The organism is Cupriavidus consociatus (genome assembly GCF_017814975.1).
In the GTDB taxonomy this organism is placed as follows: domain Bacteria; phylum Pseudomonadota; class Gammaproteobacteria; order Burkholderiales; family Burkholderiaceae; genus Cupriavidus; species Cupriavidus consociatus.
Map to the genome: position 1 here is coordinate 225,811 of NZ_JAGIQA010000005.1, position 22,967 is coordinate 248,777.

The following is a 22,967-nucleotide window of genomic DNA, read 5'->3' on the forward strand; positions in this document are numbered from 1 at the left end:
GATGCCGATATAGCGTTCGCTGCCTGGCACGGGCTGGCTCACGGTCCGCGTTAGTTGGAAGCGGTCAGCACGTTGTAGGCGCGCAGCGCATTGATGCGGCTGAGCAGCCCGCTGGTGTAGGTCTGGAATTCCTGGCGCGACTTGCCGCTCAGCGGCGGGGATTCCATCAGCGTGATGGTCAGCGGGTTCTGCGGCACGTCATTGAAGCGGAACTCATAGTGCAGGTGCGGCCCGGTGGCCCAGCCGGTCGAGCCGACATAGCCGATCAGCTGGCCTTGCCGCACCGGCTGGCCCTGGCGCATGCCGGCAAAGCCGGACAGGTGCGCGTAGTAGGTCGAGTAGCCGTTGGCATGGCTCAGGATGACGATGTTGCCGTAGCCGTTCTGCTGGCCGACGAATTCGACCACGCCGTCGCCGGTGGCCAGCACCTTGGTGCCGGTCGGGGCTGCGAAGTCGACGCCCTTGTGCTGGGCCCAGTCGTGGTGCAGCGGATGCTCGCGGCCGCCGAAGCCCGACGACACGCGCGAGAACTCCACTGGCGAACGCAGGAACGGCCGCTTCATACTGCGCCCGTCGAACGTGTAGTAGGCGCCGGCGCCATCCTTGCTGTCTTCCGGCGAGAACCACAGCGCCTGGTGCAGCTGGTTGCGGTTGATCAGCTCGATCGCGATCACGCGGCCATTGCGCACGAAGGTGCCGTCGCGGAAGCCCGCTTCATAGATGATGCGGAAGCGGTCGCCGCTGGCGATATCGTGGTGGAAGTCGATCACGCCGGAAAAGATCGACAGCATCTGCTGCACGACCTCGTCGGGCACGTTGGCTGCATCCATGGCCTTGAAGAAGCCGGCGCCGGAAATCGCGCCCGACGCCATCTCGTAGTGCACGTCGTTGTCGACGCGCTGGACCTTGGCCTTGTAGGTGGCGCTGCCATTGCCGGCTGCCGCGCGCACACGCTCGATCACCAGCTCGCGCGAGGCCGCGGCGTCGCCCCCGAGGTTGGCCTGCAGCGACACCAGCATGTTGCTTTCATCGATCTCCGCCTGCACCGCCTGGCCGGGGTTCAGGCTGAACAGCCCGCGCGCGGTGGGGTTCTTGACGATAAAGGACTGCGCATCGGGATCGTCCACGCCGAGACGGCGCAGCAGGCTGCCGATGGTGTCGCCGCGCTGCATGCGCTCTTCGCGCACGTACACGGCCTGGCTGTCGGTGAGCAGGTCGAGCTGCTCGCGCACATCGGGCATGCGCAGGGCCTGCTCGGTGCGCGGGGCGAGCGGATCATCGAAGGCGCTGCGCGGTGCAACGCCCATCGCCGCGGCCATGCCGAGCGTGAAGATCGCGCCCACAGAGGCAGTGAGTTGCTTGCGCCGGCGCGCATGCTGGGGGTTGGTTGGGTCAACAAGAACCACCAGCTCGCGCGCGAAAACTTCGCGGAGTCTTGACCACATCACGTAAAATTCAACCTTGGTCTGAGCACCGCTGCCGGAACGATGTGTCTCGTCTGCCTTCCTCCCCCGAGGTGCGGCGTGTGCTGTTCACTTTATCGGGCCATCTGCATCGGATCGCGGCCTCGATTCGGATCGAGTGCTGCGGCAGGTGACGGGTGGCGCACAGGAAAGGGTCCCGTTGGCGCCCGGAAAGGCGGATTATACCAAAATCCGCTGCTCGCGGCTGTCGGAATCTTTCCTAAAATTTCATGTATTTCAAAGACTTACGTCATGACTGAAGTTTCCACGGGCCCCGCGGCCAAATTCCCCCTGACGCCGTCGGTGTTGCACGCCCTGGAGGTCTCCAAGCGTGGCTGCGACGAGCTGCTGATCGAATCCGAATGGGCGCAGAAGCTGGCGCGCAGCGAGGCCACCGGCGTGCCGCTGCGTATCAAGCTGGGCCTGGATCCGACCGCGCCCGACATCCATATCGGCCACACCGTGGTGCTGAACAAGCTGCGCCAGCTGCAGGACCTCGGCCACCAGGTGATTTTCCTGATTGGCGATTTCACCTCGACCATTGGCGATCCGTCGGGCCGCAACAGCACGCGGCCGCCGCTGACGCGCGAGCAGATCGAGGCCAACGCGCAGACTTACTACCGCCAGGCCAGCCTGGTGCTGGACCCGGCCCGCACCGAAATCCGCTACAACAGCGAGTGGTGCGACCCGCTGGGCGCGCGCGGCATGATCCAGCTGGCCGCCAAGTACACCGTGGCACGGATGATGGAGCGCGACGACTTCACCAAGCGGTTCCGCTCCGGGATTCCGATTTCGGTGCATGAATTCCTCTACCCGCTGATGCAGGGCTATGACTCGGTCGCGCTCAAGTCCGATCTGGAGCTCGGCGGCACCGACCAGAAATTCAACCTGCTGGTTGGCCGCGAACTGCAGAAGGAATACGGCCAGGAGCCGCAGTGCATCCTGACCATGCCGCTGCTGGTGGGCCTGGACGGCGTGGAAAAGATGTCCAAGTCCAAGGGCAACTATGTCGGCGTGACCGAGGCGCCCAACGACATGTTCGGCAAGCTGATGAGCATCTCCGATGACCTGATGTGGCAGTACTACACGTTGCTGTCGTTCCGCCCGCTTGCCGAGATCGACCTGATGAAGCAGGAAATCGCCGCGGGCCGCAACCCGCGCGACTGCAAGGTGATGCTGGCGCAGGAGATCGTGGCGCGCTTCCACAGCCAGTCCGATGCCGAGAAGGCGCTGGAAGACTTCAACCACCGCGCGCGCGGCGGTGTGCCGGACGATATCCCCGCGGTCAGCCTGGAAGGTGCGCCGCTGGGCATCGCACAACTGCTCAAGCAGGCGAACCTGGTGCCGTCGACTTCGGAAGCCAACCGCAATATCGAGCAGGGCGGTGTCAAGATCGACGGCGCCACGGTCAGTGACAAGGCGACCAGGGTCGCCGCCGGCACCTACGTTGTGCAGGTCGGCAAGCGCCGCTTCGCGCGCGTGACGCTGTCCTGAGGCAGCGGGCATGATCGCACTGATCCAGCGTGTCGCGCAGGCCCGCGTGACCGTCGACGGCCGCACCACCGGCGAGATCGGCGCCGGCCTGCTGGCACTGGTCTGCGCCGAGCGCGGCGACACCGAGGCGCAGGCCGAGCGGCTGCTGGCCAAGACGCTGTCATACCGGGTGTTTTCGGATGCCGCCGGCAAGATGAACCTGCCGGTGCAGAACATGGACGGCAACGGCAATGCCGGCGGCCTGCTGGTGGTGTCGCAGTTCACGCTGGCGGCCGACACCAACAGCGGCACGCGGCCCAGCTTCACGCCGGCGGCGTCGCCGGAGGACGGCAAGCGGTTGTACGAACATTTCGTGGCAAAGGCGCGCGCGGCGCATCCGCGGGTGGAGACCGGCGAGTTCGGCGCGATGATGCAGGTCAGCCTGGTCAACGACGGGCCGGTCACGTTCTGGCTGCGGGTGCCGCCGGCCTGACACAGGTCTCAAGACACAGATCCAAGCTGCCGCGCCCCGGCGCGGCATCAAGACAGGAGAGACAAATGAAACTCTGGAGCAAGTCCTTCAACGACAACGCGCCGATCCCTGGCGAGTTTGCTTTCTGCGTGCCCGACGCCGCCAGCCACGTGGCCTTGTCGACCAACCGCAATCCCGACCTGCACTGGGAAGATGCACCGGCCGAGACGCGTTCGTTCGTGCTGATCTGCCACGACCGCGATGTGCCCAGCAAGGGCGACGACGTTAACCAGGAAGGCCGCGAAGTGCCGGCCTCGCTGCCGCGCGTGGACTTCTTCCACTGGGTGCTGGTCGACATTCCGCCGGGCCTGAGCTCGATCGCCGCCGCCTCGCACAGCGATGGCGTGATCGCGCGCGGCAAGCCGGGCCCCGAGGCTACCGGCGGCACCGCTACCGCGGGTGGCCTGCGCCACGGCATCAACGACTACACCGGCTGGTTCGCCGGCGATGCCGACATGAAGGGCGACTACTTTGGCTATGACGGCCCGTGCCCGCCGTGGAACGACACGCTGCTGCATCACTACGTGTTCACGCTGTATGCGCTGGACATCGACCGCCTGCCGCTCGATGGCACCTTCACCGGCGCGCAGGTGCGCGACGCGATCCAGGGCCACGTGCTGGCGCAGGCCAGCCTGACCGGCACCTACACGCTTAATCCCAAGCTGGCGAAGTAAGCGGCTTCAAGGAAACCGAAGGAATCGGCATGTCGTTAAGCCCCGGGCTGCAATCGCTGGCCTTTACCCACCTGATCGTAATCCGCCATGGCGAAACGGCCTGGAACCGGGAGCGCCGGCTGCAAGGCCAGCTCGATATTCCGCTGAACGAGACCGGCCGCGCCCAGGCGCGCGCGCTGGCGGCCGCGCTGGCCGGCGAGCCGATCGATGCGGTGTATTCCAGCGACCTGTCGCGGGCCATGGAAACCGCGGCGCCGCTGGCCGAGGCGCTGGGGCTGCAGATATGCCCCGACGCGCGCCTGCGCGAGCGCAGCTACGGCACGCTGCAGGGCAAGACTTACGCCGAAGTGGCCGAGGATCTGCCCGAAGACTTCGCCCGCTGGCAGGCGCGCGTGCCGGACTACGCGCCGCCGGAGGGCGAATCGCTGCTCGGTTTCCATGAGCGCACCGTCGACGCTGTGCTGGCGCTGTCGCGCCGCCATCCCGGCGAGCGTATCGCGCTGGTCGCGCATGGCGGCGTGCTCGACTGCCTGTACCGCGAGGCAACCGGCATGACGCTGGAAGCGCCGCGCCAGCACGAGCTGCTCAATGCCAGCGTCAACCGGCTGCGCAGCGACAGCTCGCACCTGATGCTGGCGGCGTGGGGCGATGTCAGCTACCTGGAAAACCTGGCGCTGGACGAGGTCGACCGGCGGGTCCCCTGAATCCTTGGATTTCTCTCTCCCGACCGGCGGGAGAGGGCTTCAGACCCTCACGCGGAACGGCGTGAAGTTGGTATGCCGGTCGAAGTAGTCCTCGTTCTCCGCCCGCTTCAGGAACCCCACCACCTTGTACGTCACCGGCGTCATCACGACTTCCCAGCCGGTCTTCAGCACGTACTGCGCCACGGCGACCTGGACTACCTTTTCCAGCGGCCAGATGCCATAAAAGGCGATCACGTAGAACAGCGATGAATCGACCAGCTCGCCCGCCAGGGTCGAGCCGATCGTGCGCGTCCACAGCCACCGCCCTCCCGTCCACAGCTTCATCTTCGCCAGCACATAGCTGTTGGTGAAACTGCCGCAGCAGAATGCGATCAGCGAACCGAGCGCGATGCGCCAGGTGTTGCCGAACACATCCTGCAAGCTCTTCTGGTAGTCGGCCATGAACGGCGCGACCGGCATGTTCAGCACCACCAGGCTCATGAAGGTGGCGAACGCCAGCGCGGCGAAGCCGGCCCAGACCACGCGCCGGTCGCGGCCATAGCCGTAGACCTCGGTCAGCACGTCGCCGAAGATGTACGAAATCGGGAAGAACAGCACGCCGGCGCCGAAGGTCACCGTGCCGATCACGGGCAGCGTCACCTGCGCCGCCTTGGCCGCGCCGATCAGGTTCGAGCATAGCAGCACGGTGACGAATGCCACCATGACGAAGTCATAGTAGCGGTAGACGCGGCCCGGATGGGTCGTGCTGGCGGGGACGGCGGACATGAGGGCTCCGGTCGGAGGCGCTGGCGCGCGGTGTTTTGGGCGCGATTATGCCAGCGGGCCTCGCAATCTGCCGCGCCTGAGGCGGTGAGCCAGGCGAGCCCGGGTGTTGCCGCGGCCGTCCGAAATGAAAATTCCCGGCCGAAGCCGGGAATTGCACAAATTGCGGGATCGGGCGGCCGCGTCAGATATCCAGCTTGGTGATCTTGGAGCCGTTCACCGAGACGTCGAACATCAGGCCGGCATTGGTCTGCACGAAGGCAATCACCGGCTGCTGGCTGGTCAGGGTGTCGAGCCTGCCATCCGCGCCGACCTTGGCCACCGCCACGTTGGCATCGGCGCCGGCGGTCCAGCCCTTGCTGGAGACAAACTTGTTGTAGGCCTCCGGGGTCATGAACATGATGATGACGGCCTTCGATTGCCCGCCGGCGGTCAGCCCGACCGAGGCCTGCGTCGTGCTGTAGTAGCCGACCGTCGCGCCCTTCGATCGCAGCGCACCTTCGCCGTATTCGCCGCCCACCACCAGGCCGGCCGAGATGACACGCGGGAACACCAGGACACCTTGCGCACGCTGCGCCAGGTCGCGTGCGCCGGCGTTGGCGGAGTACAGCCGGTTCAGCGCGCCGTCCACCCCGGCATCGATTTCCTGCTTCTTGGCGACCGGATCCTTCGAGGCGCTGGTGCCGGTGGTGGTGCAGCCTGCCGCCATTGCGGTGGCAACGAGCAGGCCCGAGCCGGCAACCCGGGTAACAAAGTGGCGACGATTCATAGGTAACCTCCTGGTGGGGAAAAGTACCGCGCCCGGCACGGTGTTTAGTTGGCTGCGGCCGCCGCCGGTGCCTTGACCGTGATGGCCACCACTTCACGATAGACGAGCTTGGCCATCTGCCCGCGCTTGATCTGGTTCAGGTCGATGGCGGGATCCTCGACCTTGACGGTGCGCAGCGTCTCGCGCGGTCCACGGAACGTGACCAGGCGCTTGGCCGGATCGACCTTGGTGATCTCCGCGGTGACCGTAGTGGTGATCTCGCGCGCGATGCCGGGCTTGCCGCCGTCGGCGGCGCGCGTGGTGCGGTCAACCTGTTCGGCCATGGCCGTGGTCTTGCTGTCGAGCGGTTCCAGCGATGCCACCAGGGCCGCGCCTCGGGTCACGGTGACGATGTCGCCCTTGCGGACCTGGCCGAAGTTCTTCGCTTCGTCGCCCGCGACCAGTTCGACCACATTGCCGCGCGGGCCTTGCACCAGCACGGCCTTGGAGTTGGGATCGATATCGATGATCTTGCCGCTGATCACGGCTTCCTCGGCGACGCCGACGGGCCCCTGCGCACGCTGGGCGTTGGCGTTCCCGGCAGCTAGTAACGCGAATGCGGCACTGGCCAGGGTGGCGGCGAGAAGGGACGAGGTGGAGCGACGCAGGCGACGGCTCATGGCATTCCTTGCAGGGTCGGAAACCGGTTCACAATGGCGCCGCAACCGCGGGGCAACCCTGGGCTGCCTCCTGGGCGGTCATCGGCGGGCACCAGGCAGGTGCCGATGAAGCCATTGTGGACAATGGGCCATGGGCCAGCAATCCACTTCGAAAAAATTTGTGGCGCGAAATTAAAACGTTTAATTGGCTGATGCCCCTGCGTCGGCGCCGCGCCTTACTGCCCGTCGAACAACTCGCCGCCGCCGCCAGACTGCGGCGACGCCAGCCCGAAATGCCGGTAGGCTGCCGCCGTGGCCACGCGCCCGCGCGGCGTGCGCTGCAGGTAGCCCTGCTGGATCAGGTAGGGTTCGAGCACGTCCTCGATGGTGTCTCGCTCCTCGCCGATGGCCGCGGCCAAGTTGTCCACGCCCACCGGGCCGCCGCCGAACTTGTGCAGCACCGCTTCCAGCAGCTTGCGGTCCATCAGGTCGAAGCCGACGCGGTCGACGTCCAGCATGGCCAGCGCGGCATCGGCCATCTCGCGCGTGATGGTGCCGTCGCCCTTGACCTCGGCATAGTCGCGCACGCGGCGCAGCAGCCGGTTGGCGATACGTGGGGTGCCGCGCGCGCGCCGCGCGATCTCCAGCGCGCCTTGCGGATCGATGCTGGCGTGCAGCAACTGCGCCGAGCGCGTGACGATGCGCGCCAGTTCCTCGGCGTTGTAGAACTCCAGCCGCGCCACGATGCCGAAGCGGTCGCGCAGCGGATTGGTCAGCATGCCGGCGCGCGTGGTGGCGCCCACCAGCGTGAACGGCTGCAGGTCGAGCTTGACCGAGCGGGCCGCCGGGCCTTCTCCGATCATGATGTCGATCTGGTAATCCTCCAGCGCCGGGTACAGGATCTCCTCGACGACCGGCGACAGCCGGTGGATCTCGTCGATGAAGAGCACGTCGTTGGCTTCCAGGTTGGTCAGCAGCGCCGCGAGGTCGCCCGGGCGCTCCAGCACCGGCCCGGAAGTCTGGCGCAGGCCTACGCCCATTTCGCGCGCGATGATATGGGCCAGCGTGGTCTTGCCCAGGCCAGGGGGGCCGAACAGCAGCACGTGGTCGAGCGCCTCGCGCCGCTTGCGCGCGGCGTGCATGAAGATATCGAGCTGCCCGCGCACCTTTTCCTGGCCGACGTACTCATCCAGCAGCTTGGGCCGCAGCGCGCGCTCGAACGCCTCCTCCTGCGACGAGGCGGGGGTGGCGGTAATCACGCGGGCGGGGGCGGAAAGCTTGTCGGTCTCGATCATGGCGCTAATGGGGGATACCCGGAAAACACCCCGCCATTCTACGCCTCAGCCCTTGGACAAGGCCTTGAGCGCCAGCTTGATGCCCTCGGACACGCCGGTACCGGCCGGCACCTGCTTGATTGCCGAGGCGGCTTCCTTCTCCGAGTAGCCCAGCGCGAGCAGCGCGTTAAGCACATCGACGGCGCTGTCGGGCACCGCCGTGGCGCCGGGCGCGTGCCCCAGTTCCGCGCCCAGCTTGCCCTTGAGCTCGAGCAGCAGCCGCTCGGCGGTCTTCTTGCCGATGCCCGGCACGCGTGTCAGCCGGCCCGCTTCCTGCAGCGTGATCGCCTGCGCCAGCTCGGATACCGACATGCCCGACAGCACCGCCAGCGCCATGCGCGCGCCGATGCCGCTGATCTTGATCAGCTCGCGGAAGGTATTGCGCTCGGCCGCCGTGCCGAAGCCGTACAGCAGGTGCGCGTCCTCGCGCACGATGAGCTGCGTCAGCAGCGTGACCGGCTGGCCCGCCGCCGGCAGGTTATAGAAGGTGCTCATCGGTACGTCGACTTCATAGCCGACGCCATGGCAGTCGACCAGCAGGTGCGGAGGATTTTTCTCGATGAGGGTGCCGGCGATGCGTCCGATCATGTCTGGGTTTGTTGGGTGGGGAATAAGGCGGCCGCAAGTGTACCCCGCGGCCGCATTGCCGCCATCTTGTGGCCTCAGCGATTTCCATCGACCGCGCGGCGCCCCAGCGCCGGGTCGTCGGTGAAGAAGCCATCGACGCCCGCCGCGATAAACGCTTCCAGCTCGCGCACCATGCCCGACGGGCTGCGCGTGGCCTCGTCGCCGCCCGTCTGCAGCGTCTTGGGCAGGAAGCTGTTCTCCGGGCGGAAGGTATAGGGATGGACGAACAGGCTGGCGGCATGAGCCTGGCGGACCAACGCGGTCGGCGCGGCGAGCGCGCCCTGGGCGTCGCGCGGCACTACACTGCTTTTCTCCGGGCCGATGCCGTCGGCGTAGGTCGCGACTTCGCGCAGGCCGGTCGTATTCAGCATGTCGCCGAAGGTGCGGGTGTCGCCGGCGAGCTTCCAGTCGGCGGGGCTCTTGCGCGGGTTGCCGACCAGTTGCACCAGTTTGACGTTGGGCTGCGCGTGGCCGAACGTGCGCCGCAGTGCGCGCAGGCTGCCGCCTTCAAAGCATTGGATGAACAGCGGTGCCTGGCCGAGATAAGGCTTGGCGCGCACCGCGGCGGCGAGCTTGTCTTCCATGGGCAGGCCGATGCCGCGGAAATAGCTCGGATGCTTCAGCTCGGCGTAGATGCCGATGGGTTTGCCGGTGCGAAGCGATGCCTGCTCGGCAAGGCGAACAATCTCATCGAAAGTGGGAATCTCGAACTGGTCGTTCAGGCGCGCATTGGCCGGGCGCAGTTGCGGGATGCGCTCGCGCGCGCGCAGCGTCTTGAGTTCTGCCAGCGTGAAGTCTTCGGTGAACCAGCCGGTCAGGCGCTCGCCGTCGATGACCTTGGTGCGCTTGCGGTCCGCAAATTGCGCCACGTCGGCGACGTTGGTGGTGCCGGTGATGTCGTTCTCGTGGCGGGCTACCAGTACGCCATCGCGGGTGATGACGAGATCGGGCTCGATTGCATCGGCGCCGTCCTCGATCGCCTTGGCATAGGCGGCCAGCGTGTGTTCGGGGCGCAATGCGCTGGCGCCGCGGTGGGCGATGACCAGGGCCTTGGGCTTCTCTGCGGTGGGGGGCTGCGGCGCGCCTGGTGCCGGGGCCGGTGCTGGCGCAGGCGTTGCATGGGGCTTCGGCCGGGGCGCGGTGGCACAGCCGGCGACCAGCATGGCGCTGGCGGCGGCCGCGGTGACCGGGATCCGCCAGCGCCGCAAGGCAAGCATTACGGGGCGGGCGAGGACATCAATCTGGCTTGGCATTCAGTATTCCTGCGGGAAGACGAATGCCTGATTGTAAGAGACTCCGGAGACTGGCTCAGCCGACCAGCCGGCCGCGTCGCACGCGCATGCCCTTGCGCACCAGTTCAGGGGCCATGCCGGCCAGTGTGCCCAGGGTATCGCCGCCGTTGGCATGGCAAATGGCCACGCCCAGCGCATCGGCCGCGTCGCTGCCGGGTTGGCCTGGCAGCATCAGCAAGCGGGTCACCATTTCCTGGACCTGGGCCTTGTTGGCGCGGCCGTAGCCGACCACAGCGACCTTCAGCTGCAGCGCGGTGTATTCGAATACCGGCAGGCCGTAGCCGACCAGCCCGCAGATCGCTGCGCCGCGGGCCTGGCCGAGCAGCAGTGTGGATTGCGGGTTGACGTTGACGAAGACCTTTTCAATCGCGGCGCAGTCGGGGGCATAGGTGCGGGAAACCTCGCTGATGCCGTCGTAAAGCGTCTTCAGCCGTTCCGGCAGGCTCTCGTTGCCGTTGCTCTTGATCGTGCCCGAGGCGATGTAGGCAAGCTTGTTGCCTTGTTTCTCGATCACGCCAAAGCCGGTGGTGCGCAGGCCGGGGTCGATGCCTAGGATTCGCATTTTGGGATTGATTTGGTGTTGGGTTTTGGCGCTGTGGTCGGTATTGGTGACATGCTCGTCGGCTTCTAAAGCTGCTTTGTCGCTGTTGATGACATGCTGTCGGCCGTTGAACCAGGCGTTTCAACGGCCGACAGCATGTCATCAACGGCGACAACACAGCTTCAAAAGCCGACAGCATGTCACCAACAGCAACAACCCCAGCCGTCAACCAAAACGCTTAATGCCTGAAATGCCGCGTCCCAGTCAGCACCATCGCAATCCCCCGCTCATCAGCAGCAGCAATCACCTCATCATCCCGCACCGACCCACCCGGCTGGATCACGCACGTAGCACCCGCATCCACAACAACATCCAACCCATCACGGAACGGGAAGAACGCATCCGAAGCCACCGCGGAACCAGCCAGCGTCAGCCCGGCATTCTGCGCCTTGATGCTGGCAATCCGGGCCGAATCCACACGGCTCATCTGCCCCGCACCGACACCCAGCGTCATGCCACCGCCACAGAACACGATGGCATTGGACTTGACGAACTTCGCCACGCGCCAGGCAAACATCAGATCATCCATTTCCTTCGGCGTCGGATGACGACGCGTCACCACGCGCAGTTCGGACGGCTGCACGTTCTTGGCATCCGGGCTCTGCACCAGCAGGCCGCCACCGACGCGCTTGAAGTCATACTGGTTGATCCCCTTGCCCAGCGGAATCTCCAGCAGGCGCACGTTCTGCTTGGCCGCGAATACGGCGCGCGCGGCGGCGCTGAACGACGGCGCGATCAGCACTTCAACGAACTGCTTGGCCACGGCCTGCGCAGCGGCTTCATCCAGTTCCACGTTGAAAGCGATGATGCCGCCGAAGGCCGAGGTGGAATCGGTCTTGAATGCCTTCTCATAGGCTTCCAGCGCGTTGGCGCCCAGTGCCACGCCGCACGGGTTGGCGTGCTTGATGATCACGCAGGCCGCGCCATTGGCCGCATCGAACGACTTCACGCATTCCCACGCCGCATCGGCGTCGGCGATATTGTTGTACGACAGCTCCTTGCCCTGCAGCTGCACGTAGTTGGCCAGCGCGCCATCCACCGCCTTCAGGTCACGGTAGAACGCCGCCGACTGGTGCGGGTTCTCGCCGTAGCGCATTTCCTGGACCTTGTCGAACGCCAGGTTCAGCGTCTGCGGGTAGGCGCTGCGGGCCTGGTGCGACTTGTCGGCACCCAGGCTGGTCAGGTAGTTGGTGATGGCGCCGTCGTACTGCGCCGTGTGCGCGAACACCTTGGTGGCGAGGCGGAAGTTGGTGTCGTAGCCAACGGCGTTGCCATTGGCGCGCATTTCGTCGAGCACCACGGCGTAGTCGGCCGGATCGACGATGACGGTCACGTCGCGGTGGTTCTTGGCCGCCGAGCGCAGCATGGTCGGGCCGCCGATATCGATGTTCTCGATTGCGTCCGGCAGCGTGCAGTCATCCTTGGCCACGGTCTGCTGGAACGGGTACAGGTTTACCACCAGCAGGTCGATCGTGGGGATATTGTGCTCGGCCAGCGCGGCCATGTGCTCGGGCAGGTCGCGGCGCGCCAGGATGCCGCCGTGGACCTTCGGGTGCAGCGTCTTGACGCGGCCGTCGAGCATTTCCGGGAAGCCGGTGTAGTCGGCCACCTCCGTCACGGGCAGGCCGCTGTCGGCCAGCAGCTTGGCGGTGCCGCCGGTGGAAAGCAGCGTCACGCCGAGCGCGTTCAGTTCGCGCGCGAATTCGACGATGCCGGTCTTGTCGGAAACGGAAAGGAGGGCTTGCTTGATCATGGCTGTGGGAAACGCTTCAAATTCAAAGTAAACCGTGCTGCTGCAGCTTCTTGCGCAGCGTGTTGCGGTTGATGCCCAGGTAGGCGGCCGCCAGCGACTGGTTGCGCTCGGCGCGCACCATCACGGCTTCCAGCAGCGGCCGTTCGACGGCCTCGAGCACCATGTTGTACATATTGGAAGGCTCTTCACCGTCCAGGTCGCGAAAATACGTGTCCAGGCTGTCCCGGATGCACTGGTCGATAGCGTTGCGGCTCATGCGGCAAGCAACTCCCCGTTTTTGTTGTTGTTCGCTTCGTCTTTATCTTGTTTGCCCTGGTCGTCGTCCCCGTACACCAGCCGGTCCGAGAACGCCGCCTGCTCGTCGAAGAAGGCATTGACCGCCGACAGTTGCTCGGTGGTGGATTCCAGTGTGTTCATCCGGTGCCGGAACAGGTTCGCGCCGCGCAGGCCGCGCGTGTACCAGGCAATATGCTTGCGCGCGGTGCGCACGCCGGTGAACTCGCCGTAGAAGGCGTAGTGGTCTTCCAGGTGCGCGTTCATGATCGCGCGGATCTCGGCCACCTCGGGTGAAGGCAGCATTTCGCCGGTCTTCAGGAAGTGCTCGATTTCACGGAACAGCCACGGCCGGCCCTGTGCCGCGCGGCCGATCATGATCGCGTCCGCGCCGGTCAGCGCCAGCACTTGCTTCGCCTTCTGCGGCGTGGTGATATCGCCGTTGGCGACCACCGGGATCGAGATTTCTGCCTTGACCGCGGCAATGGTCTCGTACTCGGCGTCGCCGTGGTACAGGTCGGCGCGGGTGCGCCCGTGGATGGTAAGCATGCTGATGCCCGCATCCTCGACCATGCGCGCGATGCGCAGCGCATTGCGGTTCTCGCGGTTCCAGCCGGTGCGGATCTTCAGCGTGACCGGCACGCGATCGCCAACGGCAGCGACCACCGCCTCGACGATGCGGACCACCAGCGGCTCGTTCTGCAGCAGCGCCGAGCCGGCGGCGACGTTGCACACCTTCTTGGCCGGGCAGCCCATGTTGATATCGATGATCTGCGCGCCGCGGTCGACGTTGTAGCGCGCCGCCTCGGCCATCATCGACGGCTCGGCGCCGGCGATCTGCACCGAGATGGGCTCGACCTCGCCGGCGTGGTTGGCGCGGCGCATGGTCTTTTCGCTTTTCCACAGTTGTGCGTTGGACGCCACCATTTCCGACACCGCATAGCCGGCGCCGAGCTGCTTGCACAGCTGGCGGAACGGCCGGTCCGTCACGCCCGCCATGGGGGCGACAAACAGGTTGTTGCGGAGTTGGTGAGGTCCGATCTGCACGATAGGGCGGCGGTTCAGCTGGGGCCCTGCCGCCCTCGCGGCACGCGCGCCGGGAAGGGATCGGGATGGCCTGCTCTGGTTCGGGAGACCTTGTGACGATCGGGCGAAACAGAGACGAAACGGAAAAACATGCCCCTGCCGAAACTGCAGCCGGCGATGGATCGGGACATGTGCGAGGGCGAGATTCTACCGCCAAACGGGAGCGACTGCCCAAGATTTGAGCATCGATGGCGCAATCGGTAACGGGATCCGTGGGGCGTGGCGCACGCGCCACAGATACCCGATGCCCGGCCTCAGCGGCGCATGCCGAACATCATGTGGCGCGCCAGCGCGTGCCGCAGCGGCGGCAGGCAGGCGAGTGCTGCCAGCGACGCCCCGCGGGCATGCGCCGCAAGCGGGTAGGGCACGCCGAACAGACGCGGCAGCAGGTCGGTGACGCCGATGGTGACCGCGCGGTCGAACCGGTGCCGGCTGGCAAAGGCCTGCAGCGCCTGCGGCGTGCAGGCGGCGCGCAGCGAGTCGGCCAGCGCGAAGGCGTCGCGCAGACCCAGGTTGAGGCCCTGGCCCGCCACGGGGTGCAGCGTCTGCGCCGCATTGCCGACCGCCGCGACGCGGCCGCTGACCGTGACCGGCGCGGCGTTCAGCCCCAGCGGAAAGGCATGGCGCTTGCCCGCCAGCGTGAAATAGCCCATGCGGTCGCCGAAGGTACGGCCAAGTTCCAGTGCGAACTCCGCCTCGGGCAGCGCCAGCCGCCGTGCGGCCTGTTCCGGCGGGCAGCACCACACCAGCGCGTAGCCCGGCACGCCGTGCTCGTCGTACGGCAGCAGCGCCAGCGGGCCTTCCTCGGTAAAGCGCTCCCAGGCCCAGCCTGGCTGAGGGCGCGAGCAGGCCACATGGGCAATCACGGCGGTCTGCCCGTAGTCGCGCGTACGCGCACCGCGGCCCTGGTGCCGGGCCTGCTCGTGGAACAAGCCGCCCTCGGCCTGGATCGCCACCCGGGAGGCAAAGACCGCTGTCTGCCCGTCATGGGCGGTGCCGGTCAGCTGCACTGTGCCGCCGTCGGCATCGTCGCCGGTGCCGGCCGATGTCGGCTGCTCGATCTGGTCGATGCGGGTCTCGAATACGCGCTGGAGCCGGTCGGCCGGGCAAGCCTGCGCGGCGCGCGCGAGGGCGCGTTCGAGCACGTCACACAGCTCGCCATAGCGGACTACGTAGCCCAATGCCGGCACGCCGTAGTCGTCATGGTGCAGCCGGACGTGGCCGAAGCGGCCGCGCTGCGACACGTGGATATGCTCGATCGGGCTGCCGGGCACGGGCCAGGCGCCGATCTGTTCGAGCAACTGGCGGCTGCCGTGCGACAGCGCGATTGCGCGCGGATCGCGCGCGGCGCGCGCCGGCGTGGCCGCATCGATCAGCGCGATGCGCCAGTCGGTGGTGCGCAGCAGCTGGCAGGCCAGCGCCAGTCCCACCGGGCCGCCGCCGACGATGGCGATGTCGTGGAGATCAGCTGGTGCGGCCGGCATCGTCACTGCCTCCGGTATTGCCGCCCGGGGCATCGCTGCCGCCGCCAGTCTCGCCGGCACCGCGCTTCCAGCAGATCGCGTCAGTGCGCGACTTGCCGGCCGCGGCGTCGCGCAGCGCATTGTCGAGCTTCTGCTGGTTGAAACCGGGCAGCGCGCGCAGTTGCTCGAGCAGCGCGGCATAGTTGGCGGCATCGGCCGGGACCACGCAACCCTGGCCGCTGTCGGGCGCTCCGACAAGGATCAGCCAGGCGGCGCCCGCCCAGGGCTCGCGGTTGGAGACGCGTACCACGACGCGTTCCAGCGTGTCCCACGCGATTTCCTCGCGCTGGCCATCGGGGCGGTGCACCACGACGCGGTCGTCGAACAGGTTGATGATGAACGGTTCTGACGGGTCGCGCGGTCGCGCGGCCGCGGCCTGGGCGCTGGCCTGGCCGGGAAAGAGCCTGCGCAGCCAACCGATCATCGCCGGCCTCCGGCATCGCGCATCAGCGCTTCGATCTCGCCGGCATGCACCGGCACGCCGCGGGTGATCAGCTCGCAGTCGCCATCGGTCACCACGGCGTCATCCTCGATGCGGATGCCGATATGCCAGTAGCGCTCCGGCACGTCCTGCGCCGGGCGCACGTAGATGCCGGGCTCGATGGTCAGCACCATGCCCGGCTGCAGCGGCCGCCACGGACGCTCGCCTTCGCCGCTGTGGCTGGCGACGCGGTATTCGCCCACGTCGTGCACGTCCATGCCAAGCCAGTGCCCGGTGCGGTGCATGTAGAAGCGGCGGTAGCTGCCGCTGGCGAGCACGTCGTCGAGCGTGCCTTCCTTGTTGCGGTCGAGCAGGCCGGTATCGAGCATGCCTTGCGCCAGCACGCGCACGGCGGCATCGTGCGGCACGTTGTAGGGCACGCCGGCGCGGGTTTCGGCGATTGCGGCTTCCTGCGCCGCCACCACCAGGTCATACAGCTCGCGCTGCGCGGGCGAAAAGCGCCCCGACACCGGGAAGGTACGGGTGATGTCCGAAGCGTAGCCGTCGAGCTCGCAGCCGGCGTCGATCAGGCACAGGTCGCCGTCCTTCAGCTCGGCCGGGCCGGCGCGGTAGTGCAGCACGCAGGCATTGGGGCCAGCCGCGACGATCGAGTTGTAGGCCACGCTCTGCGCGCCATGGCGGCGGAATTCATAGAGCAGCTCGGCTTCGAGGTGGTACTCGCGCAGGCCGGGGCGCGTGGCCCGCATCGCGCGCACATGGGCGCCGGCGGAGATTTCACCCGCGCGGCGCATGATCGCCAGCTCGCCGGCGTCCTTGAACAGGCGCATCTCGTCAAGCAGCGTGCGGATATCGATCGCCACCGACGGCGCGGCCACGCCGGCACGGCCCTGCATGCGCACGGCGTCGAGCCAGCGGCGCATCTGCATGTCGGTGCGGGTCGACTCGGCCAGCGGGTAGGCCACCTGGGCACGATTGGCCAGCAGCGGCGGCAGCGTCGCGTCGATCTCTTCGACCGAATGCGCTTCGTCAAAGCCAAACGCGGCGCGCGCTCCTTCGGGGCCGTAGCGGAAACCGTCCCAGATCTCGCGCTCTTCGTGCTTGGGGCGGCAGAAGAGGATGCTGCGGTCGGCATCGGCGGGGTCGCCCGGCGCGCCGGCCACCAGCACCAGCACGGCCTCGGGCTCGGTGAAGCCGGTCAGGTAATAGAAATAGCTGTCGTGCCGGTACGGATAGTCGCTGTCGCGGTTGCGCATGGCTTCCGGCGCCGTAGGCAGGATCGCCACGCCACCGCCGCCGGCGCGCAGGTGCTGCAGCACACGGGCGCGGCGTTCGCGGCAGGCGGCGAGGAGGGCGTTGTCGGGTGCGGACATGGTGTGGCCTGGGAAGAGGAGGATCAGGCCGATTCTAACGCCGCCGGGCGCGTTGCAGCGTCGGTGCAGCAAAAGGCGCGCCGCGCCACTGCCATGGCAGGGCTCCGGCCCGCCTCGATCAACGGCCCACGAAGGCGGCCGCCACAGGCGTAATACTGGCGTTCAGCTCGTCCAGCTGCGCCGGCGTGCCGACGTTCTCCCAGCGACCTGCGAAACGTTCGCCCGTAGCGGTGCCCGCGGTGATCGCGGCGCGGTAGAGCGGCGTCATGGCGACACGGCTGCCGGGGGCGATGCCAGTGAACAAGCGCGTGTCGTACAGGCCGATATTGCCGAAGGTAAGGCGCTCGCCGTGCGTCGGATCCTCGTCCAGCGACAGTCGGCCCTGCGCATCCATCGTAAAGTCGCCGCGCGGGTGGAATGCGGGGTTGGGCACCATCACCAGGTGCATGCGTGGCTCGGCCTGGCCGGCCAGCGCAATGGCGCGGGGCAGCAGCGTGCGGAAGTCGTAGTCGCAGAAGATGTCGCCCGACACGGCCAGGAAGATCTCGCCGCGGGCCGGGTCGTGCGACAGCAGCGGCAGGGCCCTGGCGATGCCGCCGGCGGTTTCCAGTGCCTCGGTTTCGGGCGAGTAGGCGATGCGCACGCCGAAGCGGCTGCCGTCGCCGAGCGCGGCTTCGATCTGCTCGCCGAGCCACGCGTGGTTGATGACGATGTCGCGCAGGCCGGCACGCGCCAGCGCTTCGATCTTCCAGACAATCAGCGGCTTGCCGCCCACGGCCAGCAGCGGCTTGGGGCAGGTATCGGTCAGCGGGCGCATGCGGTCGCCGCGGCCGGCGGCGAAGATCATCACCTTCATCAGAACAGGGCCTCCAGGGCAAGCAGCGTGGCCATGCCGCCGGCGATGGTCCAGCCGACGCTGCGGGTACGCGCGGCGATCAGGATGGCGACCACGCCGGCCACCAGCCGCGCATTGGTTGGGGTGAGCGCGAGTTCGCCGCCCTGCATCAGCAGGTCGGGGGCGATCAGCGCCGACAGCATGGCGGCCGGGACGAACTGCAGCGCGGTTCGGAACCACGCCGGCAGCCGCACGCGGCCTTCCACGGCAATGAATGACAGGCGGATCAGGAAGGTCGCCATGCCGGCGGCCAGAAAGACCCATAGCAAGGTCAGCGCATTCATGCGGCCTCCTTGCCGACCGAGCCGGACCGATCTGCCGCGCCGGCCCGGCGCGCGCCGGGGCGGTTGCGGCCCAGCACCAGCATGCCGGCGGCGATGCCGCCCAGTGCCGCCACCATCAGTCCGAGCTTGTGCGGCAGGCCGTAGCAGGCCACCGCCAGTACGCTGGCGGCCACCGCGGCGGCCACGTGCGAGCGGTGCTTGAGACCGGGCACGATGATGCCGATAAAGGTCAGCGGCAGGAAGAAATCGAGCGGCCAGTCGCGCGGCACCTGGGCGCCAACCAGCACGCCGGCCAGCGTCGACACCTGCCAGCTGGCCCACAGCGCGAAGCCGCCGCCGAAGTAGTACCAGTGGCGGTATTGCGCGCGCGGCCCGGTATCGCCCAGCCGGTGTGTCATCGCGGCGAAGGCTTCGTCGGTCAGCAGGTAAGCGATCAGCGCCTTCCAGCGGCGCGGCAGGTGAGCCAGCGTGGGCGCTATCGTCGCGGAATACAGCGCGTGGCGCAGGTTGACCATGGCTACCGTCAGCGTGATAACCACCGCGGGCGTGCCGGCGGTCCACAACTGGGTCAGGATCATCTGCGACGCGCCGCCGAACACGATCACGCTCATGGCACAGGCCAGCCATGCCGGCATGCCGGCGCCCACCGCCAGCACGCCGTAGATCAGGCCGAACGGCACCACGCCAAGCAGCATCGGCGCGAGCGCGCGCGCGCCGGCCAGCCACTCGCCGAAGGCGGTGATGGGGGCGGGGCCGGCCTTGCCGTCGACGTCAGGCATGTTGTCAGAAGGTATAGCCGGCCGGGCTGGCCACGCCTTCCAGCGCATCCAGCAGGCGGATCAGCTTGCGCAGCTCCGTATAGCGGCCGGCAACGCTGCGGGTGTACTTCAGCACCAGCGGCAAGTTGGCCAGGTAGCCGTCCTTGCCGTCGCGGTGGTACAGGCGGGCGAAGATGCCCAGCACCTTCAGGTGGCGCTGCAGGCCCATCCATTCGAAATCGCGGTAGAACTCGCCGAAATCCGCATTGACTGGCAGGCCGGCCTTGCGTGCGCGCTCCCAGTAGCGGATCAGCCAGTCGAGCTGCTGCTCTTCTTCCCATTCGATATAGGCGTCGCGCCACAGCGAGACGGCGTCATAGGTGATCGGGCCGATCACCGCGTCCTGGAAATCCAGCACGCCAGGATTGGCGCCGCCATCCAGCACCATCAGGTTGCGCGAGTGGTAGTCGCGGTGCACGTAGACCTGCGGTTGCGCAAGGTTGTTGGCAAGAAGCGTATTCATCACTTCGAGCAGGTCGGCCTGCTGGGCGTCGCTCAGCGTTGCGCCAAGGTGCCTGGCCACGTACCACTGCGGGAACAGGTCGAGTTCGCGCTGCAGCAGCGCGCGGTCGTAGGCGGGCAGCTCGCCTGGGCGGGTGGCGGCCTGGATGCGGACCAGCGCCGTGGCAGCATCGGTATACATGCCATGGGCCGTGGAGTCGTCCAGCCGCGACAGGTAAGTCTGGCTGCCCAGGTCCGCGAGCAGCAGGAAGCCCTGCGTCAGGTCCTGCGCCAGCACGGTCGGCACGGTCACGCCGGCCTCGCCGAACAACTGGCAGACGTGGATGAAGGGTCGGCAGTCCTCGTGTGCCGGCGGCGCGTCCATGACGATGGCAGTCGGGTGCGCCGGGTTGCCGGTGCGCACGCGGAAATAGCGACGGAAGCTGGCATCGGCCGATGCGGGTACGCAGGAGTCGGGGTCGGCGGACCATGCCGGGCCAAGGCCGGACACCCAAGCCTTGAGCTGGTCCAGGCGTAGGTCGTGGGGAAGAGCTGCCATACAGGAAGGGCGCGGAAAAATATCGTGGAGCGGGGCAAGCCGGCCGCAAGGGCAGGTTTGGTTGCCCCGTATAATACCCGACCAGACCCGGGCGCCGGGCGGCCCCCGGGAGGGGCCTTCGTTGCCCCGCAGCCTGCTCTGGCAGGGGTTGGCGGCTTGCAGGCGGCCGCAGCCCACGCCGAGACTGACAACCCGTGCGAATGACCGAACAACGACGAACACCGAATAACAGGGCCTTGCTTTCGCCTGCCCCCACTGGCGCCGCCGCCGGCGCCAGGCTCGCTGGTCGCCTGAAGGGCCGCCTGAACGCGGGCCGGCTGCGCCCGCTGGTGCTGGCCATGGCCGGCTTGTCGGCCGGCGCTCAGGCGCAGATGTCGGGCTCGGCGATTCCGGACCTGGACCAGGTCGAGCCGGTGTTCGAAGCCGCACCGCAGGCGCCCGAGCTGCCCGCGGTATCCGGCGAACTGGTGCCGCGGCTGGCCGAGCCCCCCAAGACCAGCGAGCCTGATTCCGGCGCGCCGACGTTCATCGAGGGGGACCGCATGACCGGCTACAGCGAGCGCGGCGTCGAGCTCGAGGGTCACGCGGAGCTGCGTCGCGACGGCGGCGTGGTCAAGGGCGACAAGCTGAGCTACGACCAGGATACGGACGAGGCCCATGCCCAGGGCAACGTGCGGCTGTCGCGCAGCGGCACGCTGGCGGTAGGGCCCGAGGCCAAGCTGAAGGTCGAGGCCAACGAAGGCTACATGCTGTCGCCGGACTACTACTTCCAGCAGACCGGCGGCGCCGGCAAGGCCGAGCGCATCGACTTCCTGGACAAGGACCGCAGCACCATCAAGCGGGCGTCGTACACCACCTGCTCGCCGGACAACGCGGACTGGTATTTCAGCGCGAACCAGATCGACCTGGACAGCGACCGCCAGGTGGGCGTTGCCTATGGCGGCGTGCTGAATTTCTTCGGGGTGCCGATCGCGGCAGCGCCGGCATTCAGCTTTCCGTTGAATGATGACCGTCGCAGCGGCTTCCTGGCGCCGTTGATGGGTTACAGCTCGCGCTCGGGCTTCGACCTGACGATGCCGTACTACGTCAACATCGCGCCGAACCGCGACCTGACCATCTACCCGCGGCTGATGACGGAGCGGGGGCTGCAGCTGGGCGGCGAGTACCGCTACCTGGGGCAGGGCTACTCCGGCCGCATCCGCGCCGAGTTCCTGCCTGATGACCAGAAGACCAACTCGAACCGCTGGGCCTACTCGATCCAGCACAACCAGAACCTGGCCAAGGGGCTGAACGCCTACCTGAACGTCAACCGGGTCTCGGACGACCAGTACCCGGACGACTTCAACCGCAGCGTGGCGCAGTCCGCGCAGCGCCAGTACATTCAGGAAGGCGGCGTTACCTACAACTGGCAGGATTTCTTCCTGATGGCGCGGGTGCAGAAGTTCCAGACGCTGCGCCCCAGCGAGCCGTCGTACGAGCGCGAGCCGCAGCTCAACGGCAAGTACATCCGCTATGACCTGCGCGGCTTCGATGTGCAGGTGGAGGCGGACTACACCCGTTTCCGCATCCCGCTGACGTCCACCGGCTTCCAGCAGCCGCAGGGCGAGCGCATGTTCATCCAGCCGAGCATCAGCTACCCGATCGTGCGCGCCGGCTGGTACGTGACGCCGAAGGTCACGTTCAACGCGACCCAGTACCAGATGGAGTCGCAGGACAATACGCCCAACGCGCAGACCAATTTCTCGCGCGTGCTGCCCACCGTCAGCCTGGATTCGGGCATGACGTTCGAGCGCGAGGCGCCAACCATGAGCCGGCTGTTCGGCGTGAACTACCTGCAGACGCTGGAGCCGCGCCTGTTCTACGTCTACACGCCGTTCCGCGACCAGAGCCTGTTCCCGCTGTTCGACACGGTCCAGTCCGACTTCGGCTATGGCCAGATCTTCAGCGAGAACCCGTTCACCGGCTATGACCGCATTGCCGACAACAACAAGATCACGGGTGGCCTGACCACGCGCCTGATCGAGGCTGACTCCGGCATCGAGCGCTTCCGCGGCACCATCGCGCAGCGCTACGATTTCACCGGGCAGCGCGTGCAGATCAATGGCACGCTGGCGGACCCCAAGCCTGGCGCCTCCGACCTGCTCGCGGCGACCACTATCCAGATGTTCCGGGGCTATTACCTGGACATGGGCGTGCAGTACAACCTGGATACCGACCGGATCAACTACGGCAACGTGGCTTTTGCGTACCGCCCCGAGCCGCGCAAGGTCTTCAACGCCGGCTACCGTTACCGCCGTCCGACCGCCGTGACCGACAACACCGCGATCGACCAGTTCGAGCTGTCGGGCCAGTGGCCGATCACGCGGCGTGCCTACGCCATCGCGCGCTTCGCCTTCGACCTGAGCGCGAGCCAGATGGTCGATACGCTGGCCGGCGTCGAATACGCCGCGGACTGCTGGGTCGGCCGGGTGGTCTACCAGCGTTTCCGCAACACCACGCAGGGCTACACCGGGCGGGTCTTCCTGCAGGTGGAGTTCCGTGGCCTTTCCAAGATCGGGTCCAATCCGCTGAACATCCTGCGCCTGAACGTGCCGGGCTACGAGCCCGTGTCCGCCAAGCCGGTACCGACGACCCAGTACGATCACTATGAATGA

23 protein-coding genes are annotated in these 22,967 nt (G+C 67.2%); 5 read left to right on the forward strand and 18 right to left on the reverse strand.

The window, feature by feature from the left end; genetic code table 11:
* Positions 1 to 50 precede the first annotated feature (50 nt).
* Positions 51 to 1,445, reverse strand: coding sequence for a M23 family metallopeptidase (locus J8I82_RS09425; RefSeq protein WP_209756609.1), 1,395 nt, complete (start codon positions 1,443 to 1,445; stop codon positions 51 to 53).
* Positions 1,446 to 1,715: 270 nt separating this feature from the next.
* On the opposite strand from J8I82_RS09425, the gene tyrS reads away from it, so the two are divergent.
* From tyrS to J8I82_RS09445, 4 genes are all read left to right on the forward strand, one after another.
* Positions 1,716 to 2,957, forward strand: a complete 1,242-nt coding sequence (gene tyrS / locus J8I82_RS09430; RefSeq protein ID WP_209756611.1) for a tyrosine--tRNA ligase — start codon at positions 1,716 to 1,718, stop codon at positions 2,955 to 2,957.
* A gap of 10 nt (positions 2,958 to 2,967) precedes the next feature.
* Positions 2,968 to 3,429, forward strand: a complete 462-nt coding sequence (gene dtd, locus J8I82_RS09435; RefSeq protein WP_209756613.1) for a D-aminoacyl-tRNA deacylase — start codon at positions 2,968 to 2,970, stop codon at positions 3,427 to 3,429.
* Between the two features lie 65 nt (positions 3,430 to 3,494).
* Positions 3,495 to 4,142, forward strand: coding sequence for a YbhB/YbcL family Raf kinase inhibitor-like protein (locus J8I82_RS09440; protein WP_209756615.1), 648 nt, complete (start codon positions 3,495 to 3,497; stop codon positions 4,140 to 4,142).
* Between the two features lie 29 nt (positions 4,143 to 4,171).
* Entirely contained in the window at positions 4,172 to 4,846 is a 675-nt protein-coding gene (locus J8I82_RS09445) for a histidine phosphatase family protein (RefSeq protein WP_209756617.1), read from the forward strand.
* A 39-nt stretch (positions 4,847 to 4,885) separates the two neighbouring features.
* Here the strand turns inward: J8I82_RS09445 and J8I82_RS09450 are convergent, their stop codons facing one another.
* The 17 genes from J8I82_RS09450 to J8I82_RS09530 all read right to left on the reverse strand — a co-directional run bounded on the left by J8I82_RS09450 (position 4,886) and on the right by J8I82_RS09530 (position 20,313).
* Entirely contained in the window at positions 4,886 to 5,611 is a 726-nt protein-coding gene (locus J8I82_RS09450; protein WP_209756619.1) for a queuosine precursor transporter, read from the reverse strand.
* 181 nt (positions 5,612 to 5,792) lie between these two features.
* Positions 5,793 to 6,377 carry a BPSL1445 family SYLF domain-containing lipoprotein gene (locus tag J8I82_RS09455; RefSeq protein ID WP_209756621.1) on the reverse strand — a complete coding sequence of 195 codons (585 nt, stop codon included), beginning with the start codon at positions 6,375 to 6,377 and terminating at the stop codon, positions 5,793 to 5,795.
* 44 nt (positions 6,378 to 6,421) lie between these two features.
* Positions 6,422 to 7,036 carry a hypothetical protein gene (locus tag J8I82_RS09460; RefSeq protein WP_245179581.1) on the reverse strand — a complete coding sequence of 205 codons (615 nt, stop codon included), beginning with the start codon at positions 7,034 to 7,036 and terminating at the stop codon, positions 6,422 to 6,424.
* Positions 7,037 to 7,251: 215 nt separating this feature from the next.
* Positions 7,252 to 8,310 carry a Holliday junction branch migration DNA helicase RuvB gene (gene ruvB / locus J8I82_RS09465; RefSeq protein WP_209756623.1) on the reverse strand — a complete coding sequence of 353 codons (1,059 nt, stop codon included), beginning with the start codon at positions 8,308 to 8,310 and terminating at the stop codon, positions 7,252 to 7,254.
* Positions 8,311 to 8,355: 45 nt separating this feature from the next.
* Positions 8,356 to 8,937, reverse strand: coding sequence for a Holliday junction branch migration protein RuvA (ruvA, locus tag J8I82_RS09470; RefSeq protein WP_209756625.1), 582 nt, complete (start codon positions 8,935 to 8,937; stop codon positions 8,356 to 8,358).
* 74 nt (positions 8,938 to 9,011) lie between these two features.
* Positions 9,012 to 10,193 carry a glycerophosphodiester phosphodiesterase gene (locus J8I82_RS09475; RefSeq protein WP_431831539.1) on the reverse strand — a complete coding sequence of 394 codons (1,182 nt, stop codon included), beginning with the start codon at positions 10,191 to 10,193 and terminating at the stop codon, positions 9,012 to 9,014.
* 91 nt (positions 10,194 to 10,284) lie between these two features.
* Positions 10,285 to 10,830: a crossover junction endodeoxyribonuclease RuvC gene (ruvC, locus tag J8I82_RS09480; RefSeq protein WP_209756628.1), complete on the reverse strand. Its 546-nt coding sequence runs from the start codon at positions 10,828 to 10,830 to the stop codon at positions 10,285 to 10,287.
* A gap of 217 nt (positions 10,831 to 11,047) precedes the next feature.
* Entirely contained in the window at positions 11,048 to 12,622 is a 1,575-nt protein-coding gene (gene purH, locus J8I82_RS09485) for a bifunctional phosphoribosylaminoimidazolecarboxamide formyltransferase/IMP cyclohydrolase (RefSeq protein ID WP_209756630.1), read from the reverse strand.
* A gap of 22 nt (positions 12,623 to 12,644) precedes the next feature.
* Positions 12,645 to 12,878 carry a Fis family transcriptional regulator gene (locus tag J8I82_RS09490; protein ID WP_019447044.1) on the reverse strand — a complete coding sequence of 78 codons (234 nt, stop codon included), beginning with the start codon at positions 12,876 to 12,878 and terminating at the stop codon, positions 12,645 to 12,647.
* Positions 12,875 to 13,942: a tRNA dihydrouridine synthase DusB gene (gene dusB / locus J8I82_RS09495; RefSeq protein WP_209756632.1), complete on the reverse strand. Its 1,068-nt coding sequence runs from the start codon at positions 13,940 to 13,942 to the stop codon at positions 12,875 to 12,877. Before dusB ends, J8I82_RS09490 begins: the two co-directional genes overlap by 4 nt.
* A gap of 293 nt (positions 13,943 to 14,235) precedes the next feature.
* Positions 14,236 to 15,465 (reverse strand): UbiH/UbiF/VisC/COQ6 family ubiquinone biosynthesis hydroxylase, encoded by a 1,230-nt coding sequence (locus tag J8I82_RS09500; RefSeq protein WP_209756634.1) that lies wholly within the window; start codon positions 15,463 to 15,465, stop codon positions 14,236 to 14,238.
* Positions 15,446 to 15,928, reverse strand: coding sequence for a hypothetical protein (locus J8I82_RS09505; RefSeq protein ID WP_209756636.1), 483 nt, complete (start codon positions 15,926 to 15,928; stop codon positions 15,446 to 15,448). The genes J8I82_RS09500 and J8I82_RS09505 overlap by 20 nt, the downstream gene beginning before the upstream one ends.
* Entirely contained in the window at positions 15,925 to 17,316 is a 1,392-nt protein-coding gene (locus tag J8I82_RS09510; protein ID WP_209756638.1) for an aminopeptidase P N-terminal domain-containing protein, read from the reverse strand. The genes J8I82_RS09505 and J8I82_RS09510 overlap by 4 nt, the downstream gene beginning before the upstream one ends.
* A 118-nt stretch (positions 17,317 to 17,434) precedes the next feature.
* Positions 17,435 to 18,172 (reverse strand): N-acetylmuramate alpha-1-phosphate uridylyltransferase MurU, encoded by a 738-nt coding sequence (gene murU, locus J8I82_RS09515; protein WP_209756640.1) that lies wholly within the window; start codon positions 18,170 to 18,172, stop codon positions 17,435 to 17,437.
* The gene (locus J8I82_RS09520) at positions 18,172 to 18,495 is read right to left on the reverse strand and encodes an AzlD domain-containing protein (protein ID WP_209756653.1); all 324 of its coding nucleotides are present in this window, start codon (positions 18,493 to 18,495) and stop codon (positions 18,172 to 18,174) included. The genes murU and J8I82_RS09520 overlap by 1 nt, the downstream gene beginning before the upstream one ends.
* Entirely contained in the window at positions 18,492 to 19,274 is a 783-nt protein-coding gene (locus J8I82_RS09525; RefSeq protein ID WP_209756655.1) for an AzlC family ABC transporter permease, read from the reverse strand. Before J8I82_RS09525 ends, J8I82_RS09520 begins: the two co-directional genes overlap by 4 nt.
* A gap of 4 nt (positions 19,275 to 19,278) precedes the next feature.
* The gene (locus J8I82_RS09530) at positions 19,279 to 20,313 is read right to left on the reverse strand and encodes an aminoglycoside phosphotransferase family protein (RefSeq protein ID WP_209756657.1); all 1,035 of its coding nucleotides are present in this window, start codon (positions 20,311 to 20,313) and stop codon (positions 19,279 to 19,281) included.
* A 200-nt stretch (positions 20,314 to 20,513) separates the two neighbouring features.
* Here J8I82_RS09530 and J8I82_RS09535 point away from each other — a divergent pair, with 200 nt between their 5' ends.
* Positions 20,514 to 22,967, forward strand: coding sequence for an LPS-assembly protein LptD (locus J8I82_RS09535; protein ID WP_209756659.1), 2,454 nt, complete (start codon positions 20,514 to 20,516; stop codon positions 22,965 to 22,967).